Origin of the sequence: Nocardia sp. PE-7, assembly GCF_030486425.1 — a bacterium.
GTDB classification, from domain to species: Bacteria; Actinomycetota; Actinomycetes; order Mycobacteriales; family Mycobacteriaceae; genus Nocardia; species Nocardia salmonicida_A.
Map to the genome: position 1 here is coordinate 579882 of NZ_CP129614.1, position 17677 is coordinate 597558.

The 17677-nt window shown below is 64.7% G+C and carries 15 protein-coding genes; 6 read left to right on the forward strand and 9 right to left on the reverse strand.

Annotated features, from left to right (window positions below):
• Positions 1 to 55 precede the first annotated feature (55 nt).
• The 8 genes from QX204_RS02615 to QX204_RS02650 form a co-directional block, all read right to left on the reverse strand.
• Positions 56 to 358 carry a WXG100 family type VII secretion target gene (locus QX204_RS02615; protein ID WP_301905009.1) on the reverse strand — a complete coding sequence of 101 codons (303 nt, stop codon included), beginning with the start codon at positions 356 to 358 and terminating at the stop codon, positions 56 to 58.
• 39 nt (positions 359 to 397) lie between these two features.
• Positions 398 to 721 (reverse strand): WXG100 family type VII secretion target, encoded by a 324-nt coding sequence (locus tag QX204_RS02620; protein WP_056818263.1) that lies wholly within the window; start codon positions 719 to 721, stop codon positions 398 to 400.
• A gap of 329 nt (positions 722 to 1050) precedes the next feature.
• Positions 1051 to 2322, reverse strand: a complete 1272-nt coding sequence (locus QX204_RS02625) for a DUF7373 family lipoprotein (protein WP_301905010.1) — start codon at positions 2320 to 2322, stop codon at positions 1051 to 1053.
• Positions 2323 to 2352: 30 nt separating this feature from the next.
• Positions 2353 to 3522: a DUF7373 family lipoprotein gene (locus QX204_RS02630; RefSeq protein ID WP_301905011.1), complete on the reverse strand. Its 1170-nt coding sequence runs from the start codon at positions 3520 to 3522 to the stop codon at positions 2353 to 2355.
• Positions 3523 to 3702: 180 nt separating this feature from the next.
• Entirely contained in the window at positions 3703 to 5196 is a 1494-nt protein-coding gene (locus tag QX204_RS02635; RefSeq protein WP_367620153.1) for a serine/threonine-protein kinase, read from the reverse strand.
• A gap of 153 nt (positions 5197 to 5349) precedes the next feature.
• Positions 5350 to 6582, reverse strand: a complete 1233-nt coding sequence (locus QX204_RS02640) for a DUF7373 family lipoprotein (protein ID WP_301905013.1) — start codon at positions 6580 to 6582, stop codon at positions 5350 to 5352.
• Entirely contained in the window at positions 6579 to 7772 is a 1194-nt protein-coding gene (locus tag QX204_RS02645) for a DUF7373 family lipoprotein (protein ID WP_301905014.1), read from the reverse strand. Before QX204_RS02645 ends, QX204_RS02640 begins: the two co-directional genes overlap by 4 nt.
• Positions 7773 to 7844: 72 nt before the next feature.
• The gene (locus tag QX204_RS02650) at positions 7845 to 9044 is read right to left on the reverse strand and encodes a DUF7373 family lipoprotein (RefSeq protein WP_301905015.1); all 1200 of its coding nucleotides are present in this window, start codon (positions 9042 to 9044) and stop codon (positions 7845 to 7847) included.
• Between the two features lie 165 nt (positions 9045 to 9209).
• On the opposite strand from QX204_RS02650, the gene QX204_RS02655 reads away from it, so the two are divergent.
• Positions 9210 to 10520 carry an FHA domain-containing protein gene (locus QX204_RS02655; protein ID WP_301905016.1) on the forward strand — a complete coding sequence of 437 codons (1311 nt, stop codon included), beginning with the start codon at positions 9210 to 9212 and terminating at the stop codon, positions 10518 to 10520.
• A 365-nt stretch (positions 10521 to 10885) separates the two neighbouring features.
• Here QX204_RS02655 and QX204_RS02660 read toward each other — a convergent pair whose 3' ends face one another.
• A complete protein-coding gene (locus QX204_RS02660) occupies positions 10886 to 12289 on the reverse strand; it encodes a neutral zinc metallopeptidase (protein ID WP_367620154.1) in 1404 nt (467 codons plus the stop codon).
• 143 nt (positions 12290 to 12432) lie between these two features.
• Between QX204_RS02660 and QX204_RS02665 the strand changes: the two genes are divergently transcribed.
• The 5 genes from QX204_RS02665 to rpsI all read left to right on the forward strand — a co-directional run bounded on the left by QX204_RS02665 (position 12433) and on the right by rpsI (position 17632).
• On the forward strand, positions 12433 to 14967 hold the full coding sequence (locus QX204_RS02665; protein WP_301905018.1) for an ATP-binding cassette domain-containing protein: 2535 nt from the start codon (positions 12433 to 12435) through the stop codon (positions 14965 to 14967).
• Entirely contained in the window at positions 14964 to 15116 is a 153-nt protein-coding gene (locus tag QX204_RS02670) for a hypothetical protein (protein ID WP_301905019.1), read from the forward strand. Before QX204_RS02665 ends, QX204_RS02670 begins: the two co-directional genes overlap by 4 nt.
• Positions 15113 to 16462, forward strand: a complete 1350-nt coding sequence (locus QX204_RS02675; RefSeq protein WP_301905020.1) for a hypothetical protein — start codon at positions 15113 to 15115, stop codon at positions 16460 to 16462. The genes QX204_RS02670 and QX204_RS02675 overlap by 4 nt, the downstream gene beginning before the upstream one ends.
• 205 nt (positions 16463 to 16667) lie before the next feature.
• Entirely contained in the window at positions 16668 to 17111 is a 444-nt protein-coding gene (gene rplM, locus QX204_RS02680) for a 50S ribosomal protein L13 (protein WP_101468214.1), read from the forward strand.
• Positions 17108 to 17632: a 30S ribosomal protein S9 gene (gene rpsI, locus QX204_RS02685; RefSeq protein ID WP_082844303.1), complete on the forward strand. Its 525-nt coding sequence runs from the start codon at positions 17108 to 17110 to the stop codon at positions 17630 to 17632. Before rplM ends, rpsI begins: the two co-directional genes overlap by 4 nt.
• Positions 17633 to 17677: the final 45 nt, after the last annotated feature.

A 17677-nucleotide genomic window follows, 5' to 3' on the forward strand; every position in this document is an offset into this window, starting at 1 on the left:
CGTGAGACAAGTCAGGCCCCGGCTGAGCCGGGGCCTGACTTGCGTTGTGCTGGGTTCAGAACAGACCCGCGAGAGCGGTGTCGGTGCCCTGCAGATCCGAGTTACCCTGGGCGACAAGCGTACCGGCGCCTTCCAGGGTCGTGTTCAGCTGCTGGACATGGGTGTTCCACTGAGTCTGCAGCTCGGTGAACGAGTCGTTGGCGTCACCCTTCCAGTTGTTGGTCACGAAATCGGTGACCGACTTGTGGAAGTCCTCCAGCATGGACATGACGTTGCGCGCTTCGGAAACGATCGCCTGGGCGCCGGCCTCGACTTCGCCGAAATTCGCGGAAATCCGAGTGGGGTCGTTGGCAGCCATCTGAGCTCCTTGTCTAAGAGTTTGTGTGTTGAGAGTGGGTCAGAGAGCGGGCAGGTCGAGGCTGGAGACCTGGGCCTTCACCTGCTGGGCGAAGTCGGTGTCCTGCTCCTCGTACTGGGACCCGGCCTTGACCAGCTTCTCGGAGGTTTCGAGCAGCTTGTCGTTGAGCTTGTCGGCCTGGAAGTAGTAGCGCTCCATGAAGGAGTCGAACGCGGTGCGCGCCCCACCGCTCCATGTGGCGGTGGTCTGGTCTTCCTTGGCCTTGAGAGTGCGGATCGCGGTCATCAGATCGAGGTGCCTCTGCTTGATGTCCTTCGCGAACTCGCCGATTTTCTCGTTACTCGCGTCGAGCTGTCCTGCCATGTTGGCTTCCTTTCGGGTTCGATCCTGGCTGCTGCGGTCTGGGATCGTTTTCCCAGTTCATATACTTGGACGCTGCCCGACCTCGATCGGTTCCATCCAATAGCCAGAAAGTTTGGTTTCAGTGCAGACTCCGGTCGCGCGCACTACTCCGGCGCGGCGTTTGACCTGGTCAGCGGCCGGTTCCCGGTCGTACAAGCCGACACGGACCGATCCCAGTAGCCAGCCTTGCCCCCCTCCTCCCACTGTGCTGACCGTTTGACGGCTAGCGGGCTGGCTCGCCTCACCATACCGAAACGGCACGGATGACGCGATCACTCCAAACATGTGCGCTACTGACTATTGGCGAGCACGGCGTACTGGGCCGCTGCGCGCTGCTGAGAGTCCTGCGGCTGCGTGCTCCACACCGTGCCAATGTAGTTGCGGTAGCGGACAACACAGAGGAAGTACTTGGCGTTCGATCCAGGCTTGGGCTCATCGGCGCACTTCGAGTCCGGGACGCCGACAGGCGTCAGCGAGGGATCCGGTTTGGCGGCCAGGCCGGACCACAGGGCTTTCGCCGATTCCTCGTCCCTGCTCCGGTAGATGATGGCGCCGTCGAGAAGTTGGCTGGATCCGGTGGCGAAACCCTGCGCGATCCCATTGGTGTTGAAGCTGTAGGTTTGCCCCGAGTACGCCTGACCCATTGTCACGAACTCGACATTGCCAGCTGCGTACAGCGCCTTGGCCGCTTCTCGGTCGGTCTGCAAGTGCAAGAAGCCCTGGATGGTGTTGGTGGCCAAGCCTCCCAGTGACGGAACCCCGAGTTTGTCCGGGTTCAGTACTCGACGCTTCATGTCTTCCGGATCGAGGTCCGTGCGCATGACCTCTTCAGGCGACAGCGGTGGGAGCGTGTCCAGCATGGGAAATTGTGCTGCGTAGGTCTTCTCTACCAGTGAGGTGAGCAGAGGTAGATCGGCGCTTGCCGTCGACACGAAAACGCTCACCGTATAGTTGCCGTGCGCGGCGGTCGACCCGATTGTCGGCGTCCCCGGCCGCCAATGTGCTTGCGCGGCAGGGTATTTGCCGATAGCGACACGCTTGTTTTCCTCCGGATTGACCTCGAAGTCAACCGCTTCGAACTCGCGGGCAGCGGTATCCGCTGCATCGGCACTCGGAAACTGTAGGACGGTCACAGTGAGCAAGGTTGCGGTCAGCGGAGATTTTTGGAAGGCGATGACCTCGGTATCACTGCTACCCGAGATGAATCCGAACTGCATCTTGTTCCGCTCGGCGACTCCACGGCTCGGCTCCGCCATGGACTGGGCGACGTCCTCCGGCTTGAGTACTTCCTGAACGCCTGTCCCATAGCGCAGTTTTGGATCGACGTCGGTGCCGATCACAACGTGATCGCTGAGCCGGGTGATGGCCAGGCTCTTGCCGCTTCGGACCGAGTGTGAGAATTTGTAGTAGGAGTCGAGTGGCTCGGTCGGATATTTTCCAACTTCGAGTTTGCGGACATCGATTTCACCGGCGCCCGAATTTCCCGCCACGGTCTGTCCGCACGCGCTGACAGCAAGGACGGTCAGGGCGATCGCAGCACTCTTGATCCCTCTGAATTTCATCGCTATGTCTCCAAGTTCTTTTCTAGTTCGCTATTTGGCCTTGGCGGCGAGCATGGCGTATTGGGCAGAGATCCGCTGGTGGGCATCGATCAGTTGGTTGGAGCGGGCTTCGATGACATAGCGGTCGTAAGCGACGGTGCAGTGGAATCTCATGGTGAAGGAGTCTTTGACCTTCAGTTCGTCACATCGGGCAGCGGGTAGCCCCTTCGGTGAATCAGCTGACCGGAGCGTCTTGTTCAGTGCGCTGTGCTCTTCGCTGAGAAGTTCTGCGCCTTTGGCGTCTTTGGTTTGGTAGAGCTCGGTTGCGTTGATCCCGAGCCATTCCACTCCGGCGGATTCGAAGATCTTCTTATCGCTCTCCGGCCTCGTTGAAATGTGCAGAGCACCTTGCTTATTGTAAATACCTGGCGGATTCTTTTGGGATTCTTCGCCTTGACGCGACAGCGAATAGCTGAGGAGTTGATCGTGGTCGATCTCCGTGTCCACCAGTTTGTCGACGGGTGTGGGATCGAATTTCTCGATGCGGGGCTGAACGGTGGCCCAATTCTTCGTTGCAAGGGTGCTCATTGCATTGAGGTCGGTCGTCCCAACTTCAATTTTGGCGCTATCTTTGATTATCGAGTACAAGACGATCTGTTTATGTGCCTTGACGGTGAAAAGCTCTTGGCGAGCAGGGTCCCAGAACGCGTGTCCGTCGGCATAGCCTGGGATCGAAGCACTAACTCGGCCTTCCTTTCTCGCGCGTTGGCTACGCGCCAGTGCATCTGCTGCCGCAGTCGCCGAGGCCTCGCTGTCGAAAACCATTGCCGTATTCGAGAGGATCTCGGCAACGAGAATGTCCTCGTGTGTCTGTGCCCAGCTGTAGAATCCGCCAACAAATCCAGGTGCGTCCTCGGCGAATGTGTCGCCGACCGTATAGATTCGCTCGATGAATCCGTATACTGAGTTCGAGCTCAGCCCGGATTGAAATTTGAAGCGGCTGTCGACTTCGAAAGGCGTGGGCAGGTAGTTGCCGAGGCGTTGACCTTCGGTCAGGCGAGCTCGGTCGATATTCTGTTTACCGAGCGTGCGCGGAGTCGTCGAATAGCCTCCGACGTCAAGTGCCGAAATTTCGACAGGCGCAGGCTGCTCGATCTTAGCTGCCTCCTCCGAACCGCATCCGGTAATTCCGAATGTAATCAGAGCGAGGCTCGCTGCCACAAATGTCGATGGTGCCCGCATTGATCCCCTCCAGTGGTCTATACGCAGGTGGAGGACATGCCAATCAGAGCTTTATCCCCCCGGCGACGCACGTGTGGTCCCTAGTCGACCGTCAGCATCGCACGCGCCAACATAGCATTCCGAACGATGGGGAGACGATCCCGATCGTCGAGTTCTTGTTCACTTGATCCTGTTGTGCAACACAGGAACCAACTTTTGGAGCAGTACCTGCTCGGAGTTCTCCGACCAGTTGCGGATGGCGGATACAGTCGCGGGATCATCGACGGGGATGACGGTTGCCCTGGACCGGGCGAGGTCGTCGGGCAGACCGGAAAGTCCGCCACCACCAGCCTTTTCGTCGCTACGAACAGCGAGAATGTAGGTATTGTCGTCGGCCTTGACCCGATCGAATACGTCGTCCAAGGGACGCGGCGACGTCTCGTCGGCACGCTTGGTGTACTCGAGGTTGTAGACGAAGCCCAGGTCCTGCAGGAACGTCGTCTGTGGAGTGGCTCCGAGGTATATCGCCATTTTGCGGTTGGAGAGTACGTCGACCATGGTGATCGTCTTACCCGCGAAGCCGGGGTTTTCGGCGCGCGCCTTTTCCAGCGGAGTTTGCGCGGCCGATGGCGCGGCGGCGGAGGTAGGCGAGGTCCCCGGGTTTCCGCCCGACTCGCTGATGGCCCATATCCCGATGCCCGCGGCCAGCGCGACGACTACCGCTGCTGCTGCTCCGATGAGCGCGAATCGTCTGGTCTTCGGGCGTTCAGGCTGGGGCTGCGGGGTCTGGTAGTTCCCCGCTGGTGCGGAGTACGACGTGCGCGGATCGGTGTTGGGCCGCATGTCGGGCACCTGGATCGGGTACGTCGGCGAGGTGTTGTGGCCGGTCGGGTTGAACCCGGGGACGAGCGCGTTCGAGGCCGCGTCGGTGAATTCTCGGCAGGTGGCGAAGCGTTGAGCGGGGTTCTTGGCCATCGCGCGGGCGAAGACGTGGTCGATGGCGTGGGGGAGGCCGGGGCGGACTCGGGTTGCCTGGGGTGGGGGCTCGTGGAGGTGGCCCATCATGACCATGGCGGGTTGGACTGCGGGGTAGGGGTTTTGGCCGGTCAGGAGTTTGTAGAAGGCGCAGGCGAGGCTGTAGATGTCAGCGCGGTGGTCGAGGTTGGCGCCGCTGAGTTGTTCCGGCGGGGCGTAGGCGATGGTGGCGAGGAAGCTGCCGGTCTGGGTGAGTTCGGTGGCGTCGTCGGTGGACTTGGCGACACCGAAGTCGGTGAGCAGAATGCGTTCTTCTTCGCCGTCGCTGCTCGACAGCAGGAAGTTGGCGGGCTTGACGTCGCGGTGCAGCAGGCCGCGGCGGTGGGCGTAGTCCAGGCCCTTGCCGACCTCGGTGGTGATGCGCAGGGCGCGCAGTGGGGTCATGGCGTGCGGGTCGCGGGCGAGTTCGGCGGCGGCGTCGGTGCCGTCGACGTACTGCATGGCGATCCACAGCTGACCGTGTTCTTCACCGCGGTTGTAGACCGAGACGATGTTGTTGTGGTCCAGGCCCGCGGCGAGATTGGCCTCGCGTTCGAAACGGGCGCGGAACTCGGGGTCGCGACTGAGTTCCGCGCTGAGCACCTTCAGCGCGTCCATCCGCGGCAGGCTGGGATGTTTGGCCAGGTAAACCGTGCCCATGCCGCCGGCGCCTAGCACTCGCTGTACGCGGTACCCCCCGACGATGGTGCCGTGGCTCATCACCATCTTTTCCGATCTCCTGACTCAATGCCGCACGCTGCCGCTCTCCCGGCTGGAGCATATCGGACTCCACAGGGGGTGGCCGGTGTGGGATTATCGGCTGTTGGCGAATAATGCATATTGCGCGGCCGCACGTTGATGGGCGTCCAAAAGCTGGTTGCCGCTCACTATTCCGACGTACTCGTTGTAGGCGAGGATGCAGCTGAAGCGTTTGGACGCGCCTGGGCGTTTGTTGTCTACGCAGGCGGAATCGGGGAGGTTGGGTGGGTTGGCGGCTTCGCCTTCCACCTGCCAGGGGAACATCTTCTCGGTGACCGCGCGGCGGGCGGTTTGCGCGTCGGGGGTGCGGATGGCGATCGAGCCCCAGGACAGGGCCACCTGCTGGGCGCTCATCTTGGTGAGTTGCTCGTCGATGTAGTGGCGATCGGTGGGGAGTTGGTCGCCGGAGTAGTGCAGGATGCCGTGTTTGCCGGTGACCAGGTAGTAGCCGTTGCCCTCGGGGTTGGCCAGTTGGTCCGGGTTGAGGGTTCGCATCAGGAGGTGGTCGGGGTCCCATGGCAGGTCCATGACCTGTTCGTCGGTCAGCGGGGTGGTTTCGGCGAGTGCCGCGATCTGCTCGGTGTAGGCGGTGGAGGCGAGGGCGGTGAGCGCTTGCTGATCGGGGGTGGCCACCGACAGCAGGAAGGCGATCACATAGGGGCCGTGGGGGAGGACGGTGCGCAGGAAGGGTGAGTCCGGCCGCCAATGTGAGAGGGCTGCGGAGTGTCCGGCGACCGCGACCGGTTGGTTGCGACCCTCCTGCATACCGAAGTCGGTGTCGTAGAACTCTTTCGCCGCGGCGGCCGCGCGCTCCGCGTCGGGGAACTGGAGCACCATGGTGGTGGCGGTGAGCCTGTTGTCGGGCTTCTTCGTCGGCCAGTCGCCATAGGTCTCGACGCGTGAATCCTTGGAGGCGCCACTGGATTCGAAGCCGTACAGCATCTTGTGCTTCTTCGCGATGGCCGACATCGCGGGCTCGTCGCCGAGGGCGGAGGGCATCACGCCGGCGGAGACGGTGGTCGCGCGTTTGCCGTAGGTCATCTGGGCGTCGATGTCGCGGGAGTTGATCACGTAGTCGGCGATCCGCATCGCCGCTACCTCGTACATCTCGTAGAACGGCGGGATGGGATCGTCGTCGTGGGCGTTGATCGGCTCGGTGGGGTACGAACCGACGTCGAGGGTTCGAACATCGATCTCGCCGGGCAGCGCCTGACCGGACAGGGTGGATCCGCACGCGGTCAGCACGAGAGTCAGGGTGGCCGCCAGTGCGGCGTAGTGGATTCTCATTTCGCGTTCACCAACAGGGCGTACTGGGCCGAGATCCGCTGCTGGGCGTCCAGGAGTTGGTTCGACCAGACGTAGGCGGCGTAGCGGTCGTAGGACACCGCGCAATAGAAGCGGATCGCTATCCGTTGCTGCCTGCCGATGTATTCCTTGCACTTGGCGCTCGGCAGGTTCTTCGGTGGGGCGGAGGCGGTGAATTTGCGGGTGAGGCCGCCGAGTTCGTCGCGGACACCCTGGGCGCCGGCGATATCGCGGGCCCGGTAGACCTCGGCGCCGTCGTTGGCGTAGAGGTCGATGCCGAAGTCGTCGATCATCTTCGTGGTGCTCACCGGGTCGGAGAGGAAGTGGCGGGCGGTGCGGCCCGCGTAGACGCCGGGTGGGTTGATCCAGGAATCCTCGCGGACGCGGGGGGCGGTGCGGCCGAGCATGCCCTCGCGGTCGCGCTGCAGGGTCATCAGTTCGGTGCTCGGTGTGGGGGTGAACTTCGCGACCGAGGGGACGATCGTGTCGAGGCTCTTGCGGGTCAGATCGAGCAGGGCCTGCTTGTCGACCTTCTCCAGGTAGATCTTCAGGTAGTCGTAGAACCAGGTGTAGATCACCAGATGGCCGGTGGCGAACCAGGATCCGATCGATTGCTGGTCGGGCTGCCAGTGTGCGGTCGCCGTGGGGTAACCGGGGATCTCGATGCGCTGATTGTTCGGGGCGTAGCCGAAATCGAGCTTTTCCAGCTCGGTGGCGGCGGTGGCGGCCCGCTGCGCGTCGGGGAAGATCATGACCGCGTTCACCATGTCGAGACCCATATTCTTGGGCTCGGACTCAGCCGAGCTCACGAATCCACCGATGAAATCAGGGGCGACCTCGGCGAACCGGTCGACCGCCATGATCTTGCCGAGCGAGGCCTCGACGTCGAGGAAGACCGACGCGATCGACGGGTTGGTGTGGATGAACCGTGGATCGATGTCGGCGGGCGTCGGCACGTAGTCGCCGAGGCGCTCGGCCTCCAGGAATCGACCCTGATCGAGATTGGCGACCACGCCGACCTGGCGGGGTTGGGTCGGGTAGCTGCCTACATCGAGAGTGGCGAGGTCGACCGGGGCGTCCGTGGCGGCGACGTCATCGGGACCACCGCAGGCCGCGACGACAGTGGTCAGCAGTGCGGTCGCCAGGACACAGACGACTTTCGTGGCTCGCAACTCATTCCTCCCCGAAACGATTTGTCGGCGGAATACTACGTCACCGACTTCGAGGAATGGGGCCGAGCCAACTCACAAGCTATTGGCCAGCAGGGCGTACTGGGCGGTGACCTTCTGACGGACTTCGGGTTCACCGTCGGCGCTGACCATGGCCAGATAGCGCTTGTAGGCGACGTAGCAGCGGTAGACGTAATCGTCTTCTTTGTTGCCGTTGTCGTTGAGCTTCAGGCAGGTCGAAGTGGGGACGTCGGCGGGGGCGGTGATCGGGTCGTAGTGGCCCGCTGAATCGATGAGTCCCTGCATGAGGGATTGGCCTGCGGACTGGTCGCGCACCAGGGTGACGGCGCCGCCCTCGACGACCGCGTGGGCTTCGACCCCGGTCGCGTCCATGAGGTTTTGGCGGGCGGTGAGGTCGGCGGCCTTGTTGATGAGGTGTTCGGGGGCATAGGAGGCGAAGGAGTACTGGCCGGGGTGCATGGCGGAACGGTCGTCGACTACGGCGCGGGCCAGTAGCCCGGTGGGGTCGACGGGCAGGTCGGCGATCTTCTCGGCGGGGGTGGGGTCGAACTCGGCGAGCTGGGCGAGTTCGGCGGCGAGGTTCTTGTCGATCCAGGACGTGAGGTCGGTCGCGTCGGCGCGGGGGCGCTGGATGAACAGCGAGATCACGAACTCTTTGTGGGCGAGGAACGCGCCGATGGTGGGAACGCCGGGACGCCAATGGAGGTAGGCGTCGGGGTATTTGGTCGAGGTCAGTTTGCGGTTGTCGGGGGAGACCGCCAGGTCGACCTCCTCGAGCTCGCGCGCGGCGAGGGTGGCGGCGGTCGCGGTGGGGAAACGCAACAGGGCTGTGGTCAGGGCGGTCGCGTCGGGGCCGGGGCGGGTCTTGCCGTCGGGATCGGCCCTGTCGGCGCCGAGCGCTACGTAGCCGGTGACGAATTTGCGGTTCTCCAGAACAGGTTTGGAGACATTCGCGATGAAATCCAGCGCGCTCTCGATATCGGGGATGACCACGCCGCCGCGTCCGTGCGACAGCGAGGGGTCGATGCGCAGTGCGGGGACCACGGCCGCCGACATCCGCGCACCCTCGACGATCGCGCCTCGGTTGCCCGCGGTGTCGGTGTAGGTGTGCCGGTCGGTGGCGAAGGTGCCGGTTTCCAGGCCACGCACATCGGGCTCACCGGCGACCGGAGTGCCGCTGACCGCGCAGCCGGTGAGGGTGATCAGGGCGCCACACAAAGCGAGCCCGATGCGAATTTTGGTCGAACCGATCATCACAAGCCCCTCGATGTCCGCCGCGAGGTGCGTACCTCCGCCATCGCTACTCGATATGAAGTTACCGGACCGAACCCGCCCAGGGGGACCGATGTGGGGTGCTTGCCATACTCTGGATGACATGGCGACCCCCCTGCTGCGCAGTTCCGGTAGAGGCCGATACCTGTGAGGGATCGGCAGGTCGAAGTGGTGCTCGGAAGTCACGCGGTCGCGCGGGTCGCTGGCGCGGTGATCGTGGTCGCGCATCGCGGGCAGGGCAAACTCACACCCGGTGATACCGCGGCGATCGCGCTGGAATCGCTGGCGGAGTTGGTGCGTGACGCGCACGAGCAAGCACCGTCGGGACCGGGTTCGGTGGTGGCGCGTGAGGCGACCCGATGGCTGATGAAATACGCCGAGCAGATCTCGCCGGGTGTGCCCATCGATTTCGGGGTGCTCTCCGCCGCCGACAACGGGGGCGTGGCGATCTTCCTGCACGGCTCGGTGACCGCTGTTCTCGCCGATGATCGAGGCCCGGAGTACTACCGCGGTAGCGACGCGGCGTTCACCGTCGATCGGGTGGCCTCGGAGCCGGCGAAGGCGGTCGCGCTGTTCGTCGACGATGCCAAGGGGCGCATTCCGGATCTGCCGCCGGAACGCGGAATCGGCTGGCTCGTCGAAGGAATCGCGCAGGCGGGCGGGGCGGTGATGTGGTCCAACGATGTGCGCAGTCGCGTGCGGACCGCCGAACCCGTGGGGCAAACACGCAGGCCGCCACCGGCTACCGCGCGCATCGATCGGGAACCGCGTGCGGCGCAAGCGGATCCGCGACCCAGCGAGCAGCCCGCGACCGGGATGCAGCCCGCGACGTCGCTGATGGACGCTGTCACCGGCACGGTCGACACCCCGATCGTCGACCCGCACAATGCCGAAACCCGGCTCTCCGGAACCAATCCCGCGCCCGAACCCGATCCCGACCTGCAGCGCAGACTCGAGGCCACGGCCAAGTCGACGGTGCTGGCGGTGAAGGTGATGGGGTTCAAGTGCGCGCGTGCGCATCCCAGCGATCCCCGCTCGGCGTTCTGCACGGTGTGTGGCATGCCGGTCGACCAGACCCAGGCGCTCGCGGAGGTGGTGCGCCCGCCGCTCGGCATGCTCGTGCTCGACGACGGCATGACCTACCTGATGGCCGCCGACGCGGTGATCGGGCGTGACCCGGAGCACTCCGACGCGGCTCAGCGCGGACTCGTCCCGCTACGCATCGACGACACCTCCGGCGGCATGTCGCGCGCGCATGCCGAAGTGCACCTGGTGAATTGGGACGTTCAACTCATCGATCGCGGTTCCACCAACGGAACTCGCAGTCGGCACCCCGGCTACCGCGACTGGGTCCGGCTCACGCCGAATCAGCCGATGGTGCTCGTCCCCGGCACCGAGGTGATGATCGGCAACCGGGTGCTGCGTTACGAACCGGCCGCCCCACCGCCATTCGGCTGACTTCGGACGAAAGCTCGGCCCGGCCGACTACACGGCGGGCCGAGCTTTCGTCGGCGAGTGGATCAATTCGGAACGAACTGCCATCGCGGGTAATACGCACTGTTCGGCTTAGAATGATGTACGCAATACCCGTTCGGATACGCGTTTCGATATTCGTCGCGGTATCGCACGCAGTTCTCGCGTGTGTCGAATGTCAGTGCGACTGCTTGCGCGGGCGCCATTACTGTAGCGCTCAACGCGAGTCCGGCCAGTCCTGCGATCAAAAAAGTTCTGATATTCGCCATTTTCCCCCCATATCTTGGCTGAAATCAAGAGTAGGGTCGGCCGATGGTCGTGTCAACGGTTGTCTGTTTGCTCCGCTGTTGCTACTCGTACCTGGCTGAGCACGGGGCGGGGCCGCCGAGTACGCCTGCGCGGAACGCGTCGATGCGGGCGAATCCACTCGGCACCGTTTTCGCCTCGGTGTCGCTGGCTGCCAACCCGTCGGTGAGGAGGCCGGAAACGGCCTCGTCCAGATCGCCTGCGGCCAACATGATGTCCCCCTCGGAAACGGGGCGATCCGGACGGGCAAGTTCTCGGGTAACGGCACCGGAAAGGCATGCGGCCCGGAGTCCGGTCTTTGCCCCGATGAGCGGTTGGCCCTGACTCTTCTGCACTGCCAGCGTGTACCTCGATATCACCGCTATATACGCGTTGTAGTCGCCGCTGACCTTTACTGGCAACGGGCCGTCTTCCTCGCCTGATTGAGAGCTGCGTTGGGCTAGGCCGGGAATGTCGATCGCGATTGTGTTACTCGAAGGGCAGTAAGACACGGGTTCGGTGGAAACTCCGTTGTTACAGGTGATGACGGCGCCGCCGTAGCTGAACACTGGATTCGGTTTGGTGGGCATGATCGATGCGAGAGCCTTGCTCAATTCGATCAAGCTCGATTTCGATACTTCCTGTTCACCGGATTCGCCCCCGTAGCTTTGCGGGAGATTGCCGCGGCGCTGGTCGATCTCCTCGGAGTCGATGCCCTTGCACCCGCGCGGTCCGTCGGTGAACCCGATCTGCACGGCGGTGACCCGTTCGAAGGCCGAACCGTGCACGCTCTCCGGGTCGTCGGGATCGGAGTCGCGAATCGAAACAGTCGCGGCCAGCACGGAGTTCAGGCCGTCGGAGGTGTTGATCGTGAAGTGGTTCGACTTGCCTTCCGCGACGTGGCGCATGAAGGCGCCCGCGAAGCAGTCGGCCTGCTGCTCCTTCACCAGGACCGGGGTCTTCTTGGTGACCATCTTGGCCATGGTCTGGATGGCGTGGCCGTATTCGTGGGCGAGCACCATCACCACCGACATCGTGCCGAAGGTCTCGCTCATGGTGGGCAGCAGCATCTCGCGGTCCCAGCCGATGGAGTTGTCGCTGCGGCAGTAGGCGGCATTGACCAGGTGGTAGGTGGTTTCCTTGCAGAACTCGATCGCCTGGCTGCGGGCGGCGCGCGCGTTCCAGGAAATCAGCTTCTCGACCGGGTCGAAGGTCTCACCGGGGAACTCGGTGCCGAAGCCGGCCTGCCAGTAGGACTGGATGTCGTCGATCGCGTTGAGCGCCAACTTGTCCATGTCGCCGCCGTCGCCATTGGTGGCGGTGAGGGGCGAATCGGCGACCCCGGTGCGTGGCCCGTTCGGCCCTCCGGTGGTCGGCAATCCCGCCACCTGGAACGGGTCGTCGTAGATGGAGACGCCGTGCCCTTCGATCGCCCGCGTGCAGCCGACACCCATCAGCGCGTATAGCACGACAGAGATCGCAACGAACACTTGGGCTTTCGGCATACGTCCCCCTGGTCGGCCGGATACACGTGCAGGTCGATCGCCGGATCGGGCGCAAAGCCGTCTCGGGGGCACCGCCGATGTCCGGGCGATGGCATAGTATCCGCTCCATGTCTTCACCGGGGGCGCAGACCATCACCGTGCGCCATGATGGAACCGAACGAGTCTTCGAAGCGAGCCAGCAGATCACCATGGGCCGTGCGCCCGAGGTCACCCTGTTCGTGGACAGTCCGCTCGTCTCTCGTGTGCACGCCACTCTTCGATTCAGCAACGGCGCGTGGGTACTCGCCGACAACGGCAGTACCAACGGCGTCTTCGTCGACGCGCGCAGGCTCAACCAGCCCGTCTCGATCGACCGACCCACCCAGGTACGCCTGGGTGACGCCATCACCGGGCCGCTGCTGCACCTGGTCCCCGCGGCGCCTGGGGCGCGCCACGCGGCGACCATGGTCGCGCCGCCTTCACAACCACAGCACCAGCCGCATCACCAGCAACCTCACCACCAGCAGCCGCGTCCGCAACAGCCGCATCCCGGCTTCCAGCCGCCGTCGCGCCCGCAACAACAGCAACCGCAATACGTGCCCACCTCGCAGCTGCCCGCGCAGCCGCAGGACAACATCAATATGACCCGCCGTGCCGATTCATCGATGCTGCCGCCGGTCCGCAAAGCGGCCTCGACCGAACCGGTCGCGCGAGGGGACCGGATTCCGCCCGGCGGCCTGAGTATCGGCCGCACCTCGGACAACCAGATCGTGGTGAACGATCCGCTGGCCTCGCGCGCACACGCGAAGCTGTTGTCCTCGCCCGAGGGCCTGGTGATCGAGGACCTCGGTTCGGCCAACGGCACCTTCGTCAACGGGCACCGTCAGCAGCGCTCGGTGCTGCACGAGCGCGACATCGTCACCATCGGCAATATCGACTTCGTCGTCACCCAGGGCGCGTTGGCGCATCGGCAGAAGCCGGTCGCCGAGCAGGGCCTTTCGGTGCACGGAGTCGGGTTCACGGTCGAGAACAACAAACAACTGCTCGTCGATGTGAACATGACGGCGGGGCGCGGGACGTTGACCGCGCTGATCGGGCCGTCGGGCGCGGGCAAGTCGACGCTGTCGAAGCTGATCGCGGGCAACACCCAGCCCTCCGGCGGTGTGGTGACCTTCGAGGGGCGCAACCTGCACGCCGAGTACGAGGCGCTGCGTTCGCGCATCGGCATGGTGCCCCAGGACGACGTGCTGCACCGTCAGCTCACCGTTCGTCAGGCGCTCGGCTTCGCCGCCGAACTGCGGCTGCCGCCCGATACCACCAAGAACGATCGGCAGAAGGTGATCGACGGTGTGCTGCAAGAGCTTTCGCTCACCCAGCATGCCGATACCAGGGTCGACCGACTGTCCGGTGGTCAGCGCAAGCGCGCGTCGGTGGCGATGGAGTTGCTCACCGGTCCGTCGCTGCTGATCCTCGACGAGCCGACCTCGGGCCTCGACCCGGCGCTGGATCGACAGGTCATGCAGATGCTGCGCGAGCTGGCCGACGCCGGTCGCGTGGTGATCGTGGTGACGCACTCGGTCGCCTGCCTGGACATGTGCGACCAGGTGGTGCTGCTGGCTCCCGGTGGGAAGACGGCTTTCGCCGGTCATCCGGGTGGCGTCGGTGCGGCGATGGGGACCAGCGACTGGGCGGAGATCTTCGCCGAGGTCGCGGCCAACCCCGATCAGGCTTTCGCGAAGTATCGGTCCAGGCAGGCGTATGTGCCGCCACCGCCGCCTGCTCAACCGAACCGCGGCAACGTGGGCGCTCCGCCTCAGTCGAACGGCGTGCGTCAGTTCTCGACGCTGATCCGAAGACAGTTGCGGCTGATCTTCGCCGATCGCGGATATTTGGCCTTCCTGGTGGTGTTGCCGTTCATCCTCGGTGCGTTGTCGCTGGTGGTGCCGGGTAGTGACGGGTTCACCGCGGCGCCCCTTGTGCAGCTGCCGGACGGGTCGTTCGGGCGCGCCAGCGGCGGTGAGGCACAGCAGTTGCTGGTGGTGCTCATTCTCGGCGCGTGCTTCATGGGCGCCACGCTCACGGTGCGTGACCTGGTCGGCGAACGGTCGATCTTCCTGCGGGAACGCGCCGTCGGCCTGCTGCCGTCGGCGTATCTGATGGCCAAGATCGTGGTGTTCAGCGTGACCGCGTTCCTGCAGTCGGCGGTGCTGATCGGCATCACCTTCGTCGGCAAGAAGCCGCCGGGCGAGGGTTCGCTGATCCCGAACGGCAGCGTGGAACTGTATTTCGACATCGCGATGACGGCGGTGTGCTGTGTGGTGTTCGGCCTGTTGATGTCGAGCCTGGCCAAGTCCAACGAGCAGGTCATGCCGATGCTCGTGGTGATGATCATGGTGCAGCTGGTGATGGCCGGTGGCCTGATCCCGGTGACCGATCGCGTCGGCCTCGAGCAGGTGTCGTACCTGTTCCCCTCGCGCTGGGGTTACGCGGCGGGCGCGTCGACGGTGGACTTGAAGGAGCTGGTCCTCGGCACGCAGGAGGACGGATTGTGGACCCATTCGGTCGGGATCTGGATTCTCGACATCGTGATGCTCATCGTGATCACCTCGATCCTCGCGCTGTTCACCTGGAGCAGACTGCGACTGAAGAAGTCACAGGCATGAGCGGTCAGCGCCCGGAGGCGGCAGCTCGCGTCACCACGCAGGGCGCCCGAGCATGCCTCGATGTGCACAGCATGATCCGGCAGGTCAGAACCGTTTCGGTGGGCAAGCTGCGCGTGTCTGTCGCCGACCGGGCACACTTGAGCCTGTGACCGTTCGAGTTGGGGCCCTACATCTGGGGTGGGACGTGGTGTCCGTGGCCGCGGGTGGCGGCGCGACCCCGGTCCGGCCGGTACAGGTCGAGGGCACCTATACCCCGCCCGCCTACCTGCTCGCCGATGCCGCGGGCAGGTTGCACACCGCCGGCGTCGACCGGCAGCGACCGGATCTGGGGATGGCGATCGCCGATGTGCGCGACATCCTCGGTCACCCGCAGATCGTGATCGCCGGCGCCACCTGGCCTGCCGAGCTCGTGTTCCGGGCCCGGCTCTACAACCCGCTCGCGGCGATCGGCAAATACCTGCAGGGCAAGCCTCAGTTGGTGGCGCTGCCGTATCCGGACAGCTGGCCCGAGGAGAAGGTCGAGGTGTACGCGGCGCTCGTCGAGCAGCTCGACGTGGTCGTGGAACCGCTGCCGGAAAGCGTCGCGCTCTCCGGGTATGTGCGTGCGCTCGGCCTGGTCTCCCCGCCCAGCGAGCGGCATCGCACCGGCATCGGCGCCACCGGGATCTACTCCGACGGGCGAGCGCTGCTGGTGGTCGCGGTGCACGGCGACGACGAGCAGCCGACCGAATCGACGGAGGTGGCGGTCACCGCCGAGGCGCTGCGCGATGCCCGCACGGCCGACAACGTGGTGATCGAGGCGATGGCCGCGGCCCGTTCGATCGGCGCCGACACCTCGACGGTGTTGCTGGCGGGCAATGTCTGCTTCAACGACGCCCTGCGGTTCGCCTTCCAGAACCATCTCGGCCAGCGTCTGCACGTGGCCGACCATCCGATGCACGCGCTGGTTCTCGGCGCCGCGCATCTGCTGGTGACCGAGCCCGAACTCGACGACGAGGAGGACGACTATCCGGACTCGGGGCATCCCGGTCAGGCAGTCGCCGCCCAGGTCGGGTGGGGTGCGCAACCCACTGCGCCGCCCACGGCCCAGCCACCGGGTCCGGCCGGGTTCGTCGCCGGTCCGCCCGCCGCGCAACCGCCGCGTCCTTCCTCCAGCGCACCCCGGCACGCGCTCGAACACGACGACTCCGACGACGACGACCGCCGCGGCAAACTGCTCGGCAAGGTGAAGAAGGGCTTCTTCGGCGCACCGGCCGTGGTCGGCGCGTTGGCGCTGGTCGCATTCCAGCCCGATCCCGCCGTCGCCACCGCCGCCGAACCGGCGAGCTGCGCCTTCACGCCGTACACGAACACGGTCCCGCGTGAGGGCATCGCGACCGCGCGCGGCGTGCTCGTCGACGACCACGCCTGCGTCACCCCGGGCATCGACACCCTGCGTTACCTCATTCCGGGCCCGGCGCGGGCGACCGATCCGGGACCGCCGGTAGTGATCTAGCCGCACCGTCGATGATCGCCGGTGATCAGCATCGCCCGATTGTGGGTCGGTGATGCGTGGCTGGTATCGTTGCCGGTTGGCGTGTGGAACGTCGAACCGTTCGCGGGTCGACGTCTCCTCGATGTCCTGGGTCTCCACCGGCCGCCAGGACAGCCTCGATCCACACATCAGGGCCGGCAACACCGACGACAGACAGGGAACGACTGTGCCTACGTACAGCCCCAAGGCGGGTGACGTCACCCGCAAGTGGTACGTCATCGACGCCACTGACGTAGTCCTCGGCCGTCTCGCCGTGCAGGCCGCTGGCCTGCTGCGCGGCAAGGGCAAGCCGACCTACGCACCCCACGTCGATGGTGGCGACTTCGTCATCATCATCAACGCGGAAAAGGTTGCCATCTCCGGCAACAAGAAGAACGACAAGCTCATCCACCACCACAGCGGACACCCGGGCGGCCTCAAGTCGCGCACTGTCGGCGAGGTGTTGGCGACCCGTCCCGATCGTCTCGTGGAGAAGGCCGTCAAGGGCATGATCCCGAAGAACAAGCTGGGTAACGCGATCGCGGGCAAGCTGAAGGTCTACGCAGGCCCGAACCACCCCCACGCCGCGCAGCAGCCGGTTCCGTTCGAGATCAAGCAGGTGGCCCAGTGACCGCTCCTGAAGAGTTCGCAGCCGAAGAGTTCGACGCCACCGATGAGGTCGTAGTCGAGATCGTCGAAGACGGCGAAGGCTACGCCGAAGGCGAATACGTCGAAGAAGAGCTGGCTTTCGAGCCGCTCGGCCTCGACCGCCCGGTGCAGACCGTCGGCCGTCGTAAGGAAGCCGTTGTTCGCGTTCGCATGGTGCCCGGTTCGGGCAACTTCGAGCTCAACGGCCGCACCATCGAGGATTACTTCCCGAACAAGGTGCACCAGCAGCTCGTGAAGTCCCCGCTGGTTCTGGTCGAGCGTGTCGAGAACTTCGACATCTTCGCTCGCCTGGTCGGTGGCGGCCCGTCGGGTCAGGCAGGCGCCCTGCGTCTGGCTATCGCCCGCGCGCTGATCGTGGTCACCCCGGACGACCGTCCCGCCCTCAAGCGTGCCGGCTTCCTGACGCGTGACCCGCGTGCCACCGAGCGTAAGAAGTACGGCCTGAAGAAGGCCCGTAAGGCGCCGCAGTACTCGAAGCGCTGATTTACGCACTGTCGACCACCGTCTTCGCTTACTTTGGTTGAGACG

Excerpts from the sequence above, each read along its gene's own strand:
- QX204_RS02615 (WP_301905009.1), bottom strand. The coding sequence starts at position 358 with ATGGCTGCCAACGACCCCACTCGGATTTCCGCGAATTTCGGCGAAGTC.
- QX204_RS02620 (WP_056818263.1), bottom strand. The coding sequence starts at position 721 with ATGGCAGGACAGCTCGACGCGAGTAACGAGAAAATCGGCGAGTTCGCG.
- QX204_RS02625 (WP_301905010.1), bottom strand. The coding sequence starts at position 2,322 with ATGAAATTCAGAGGGATCAAGAGTGCTGCGATCGCCCTGACCGTCCTT.
- QX204_RS02635 (WP_367620153.1), bottom strand. The coding sequence starts at position 5,196 with ATGGGCACGGTTTACCTGGCCAAACATCCCAGCCTGCCGCGGATGGAC.
- QX204_RS02640 (WP_301905013.1), bottom strand. The coding sequence starts at position 6,582 with ATGAGAATCCACTACGCCGCACTGGCGGCCACCCTGACTCTCGTGCTG.
- QX204_RS02650 (WP_301905015.1), bottom strand. The coding sequence starts at position 9,044 with ATGATCGGTTCGACCAAAATTCGCATCGGGCTCGCTTTGTGTGGCGCC.
- QX204_RS02665 (WP_301905018.1), top strand. The coding sequence starts at position 12,433 with ATGTCTTCACCGGGGGCGCAGACCATCACCGTGCGCCATGATGGAACC.
- QX204_RS02670 (WP_301905019.1), top strand. The coding sequence starts at position 14,964 with ATGAGCGGTCAGCGCCCGGAGGCGGCAGCTCGCGTCACCACGCAGGGC.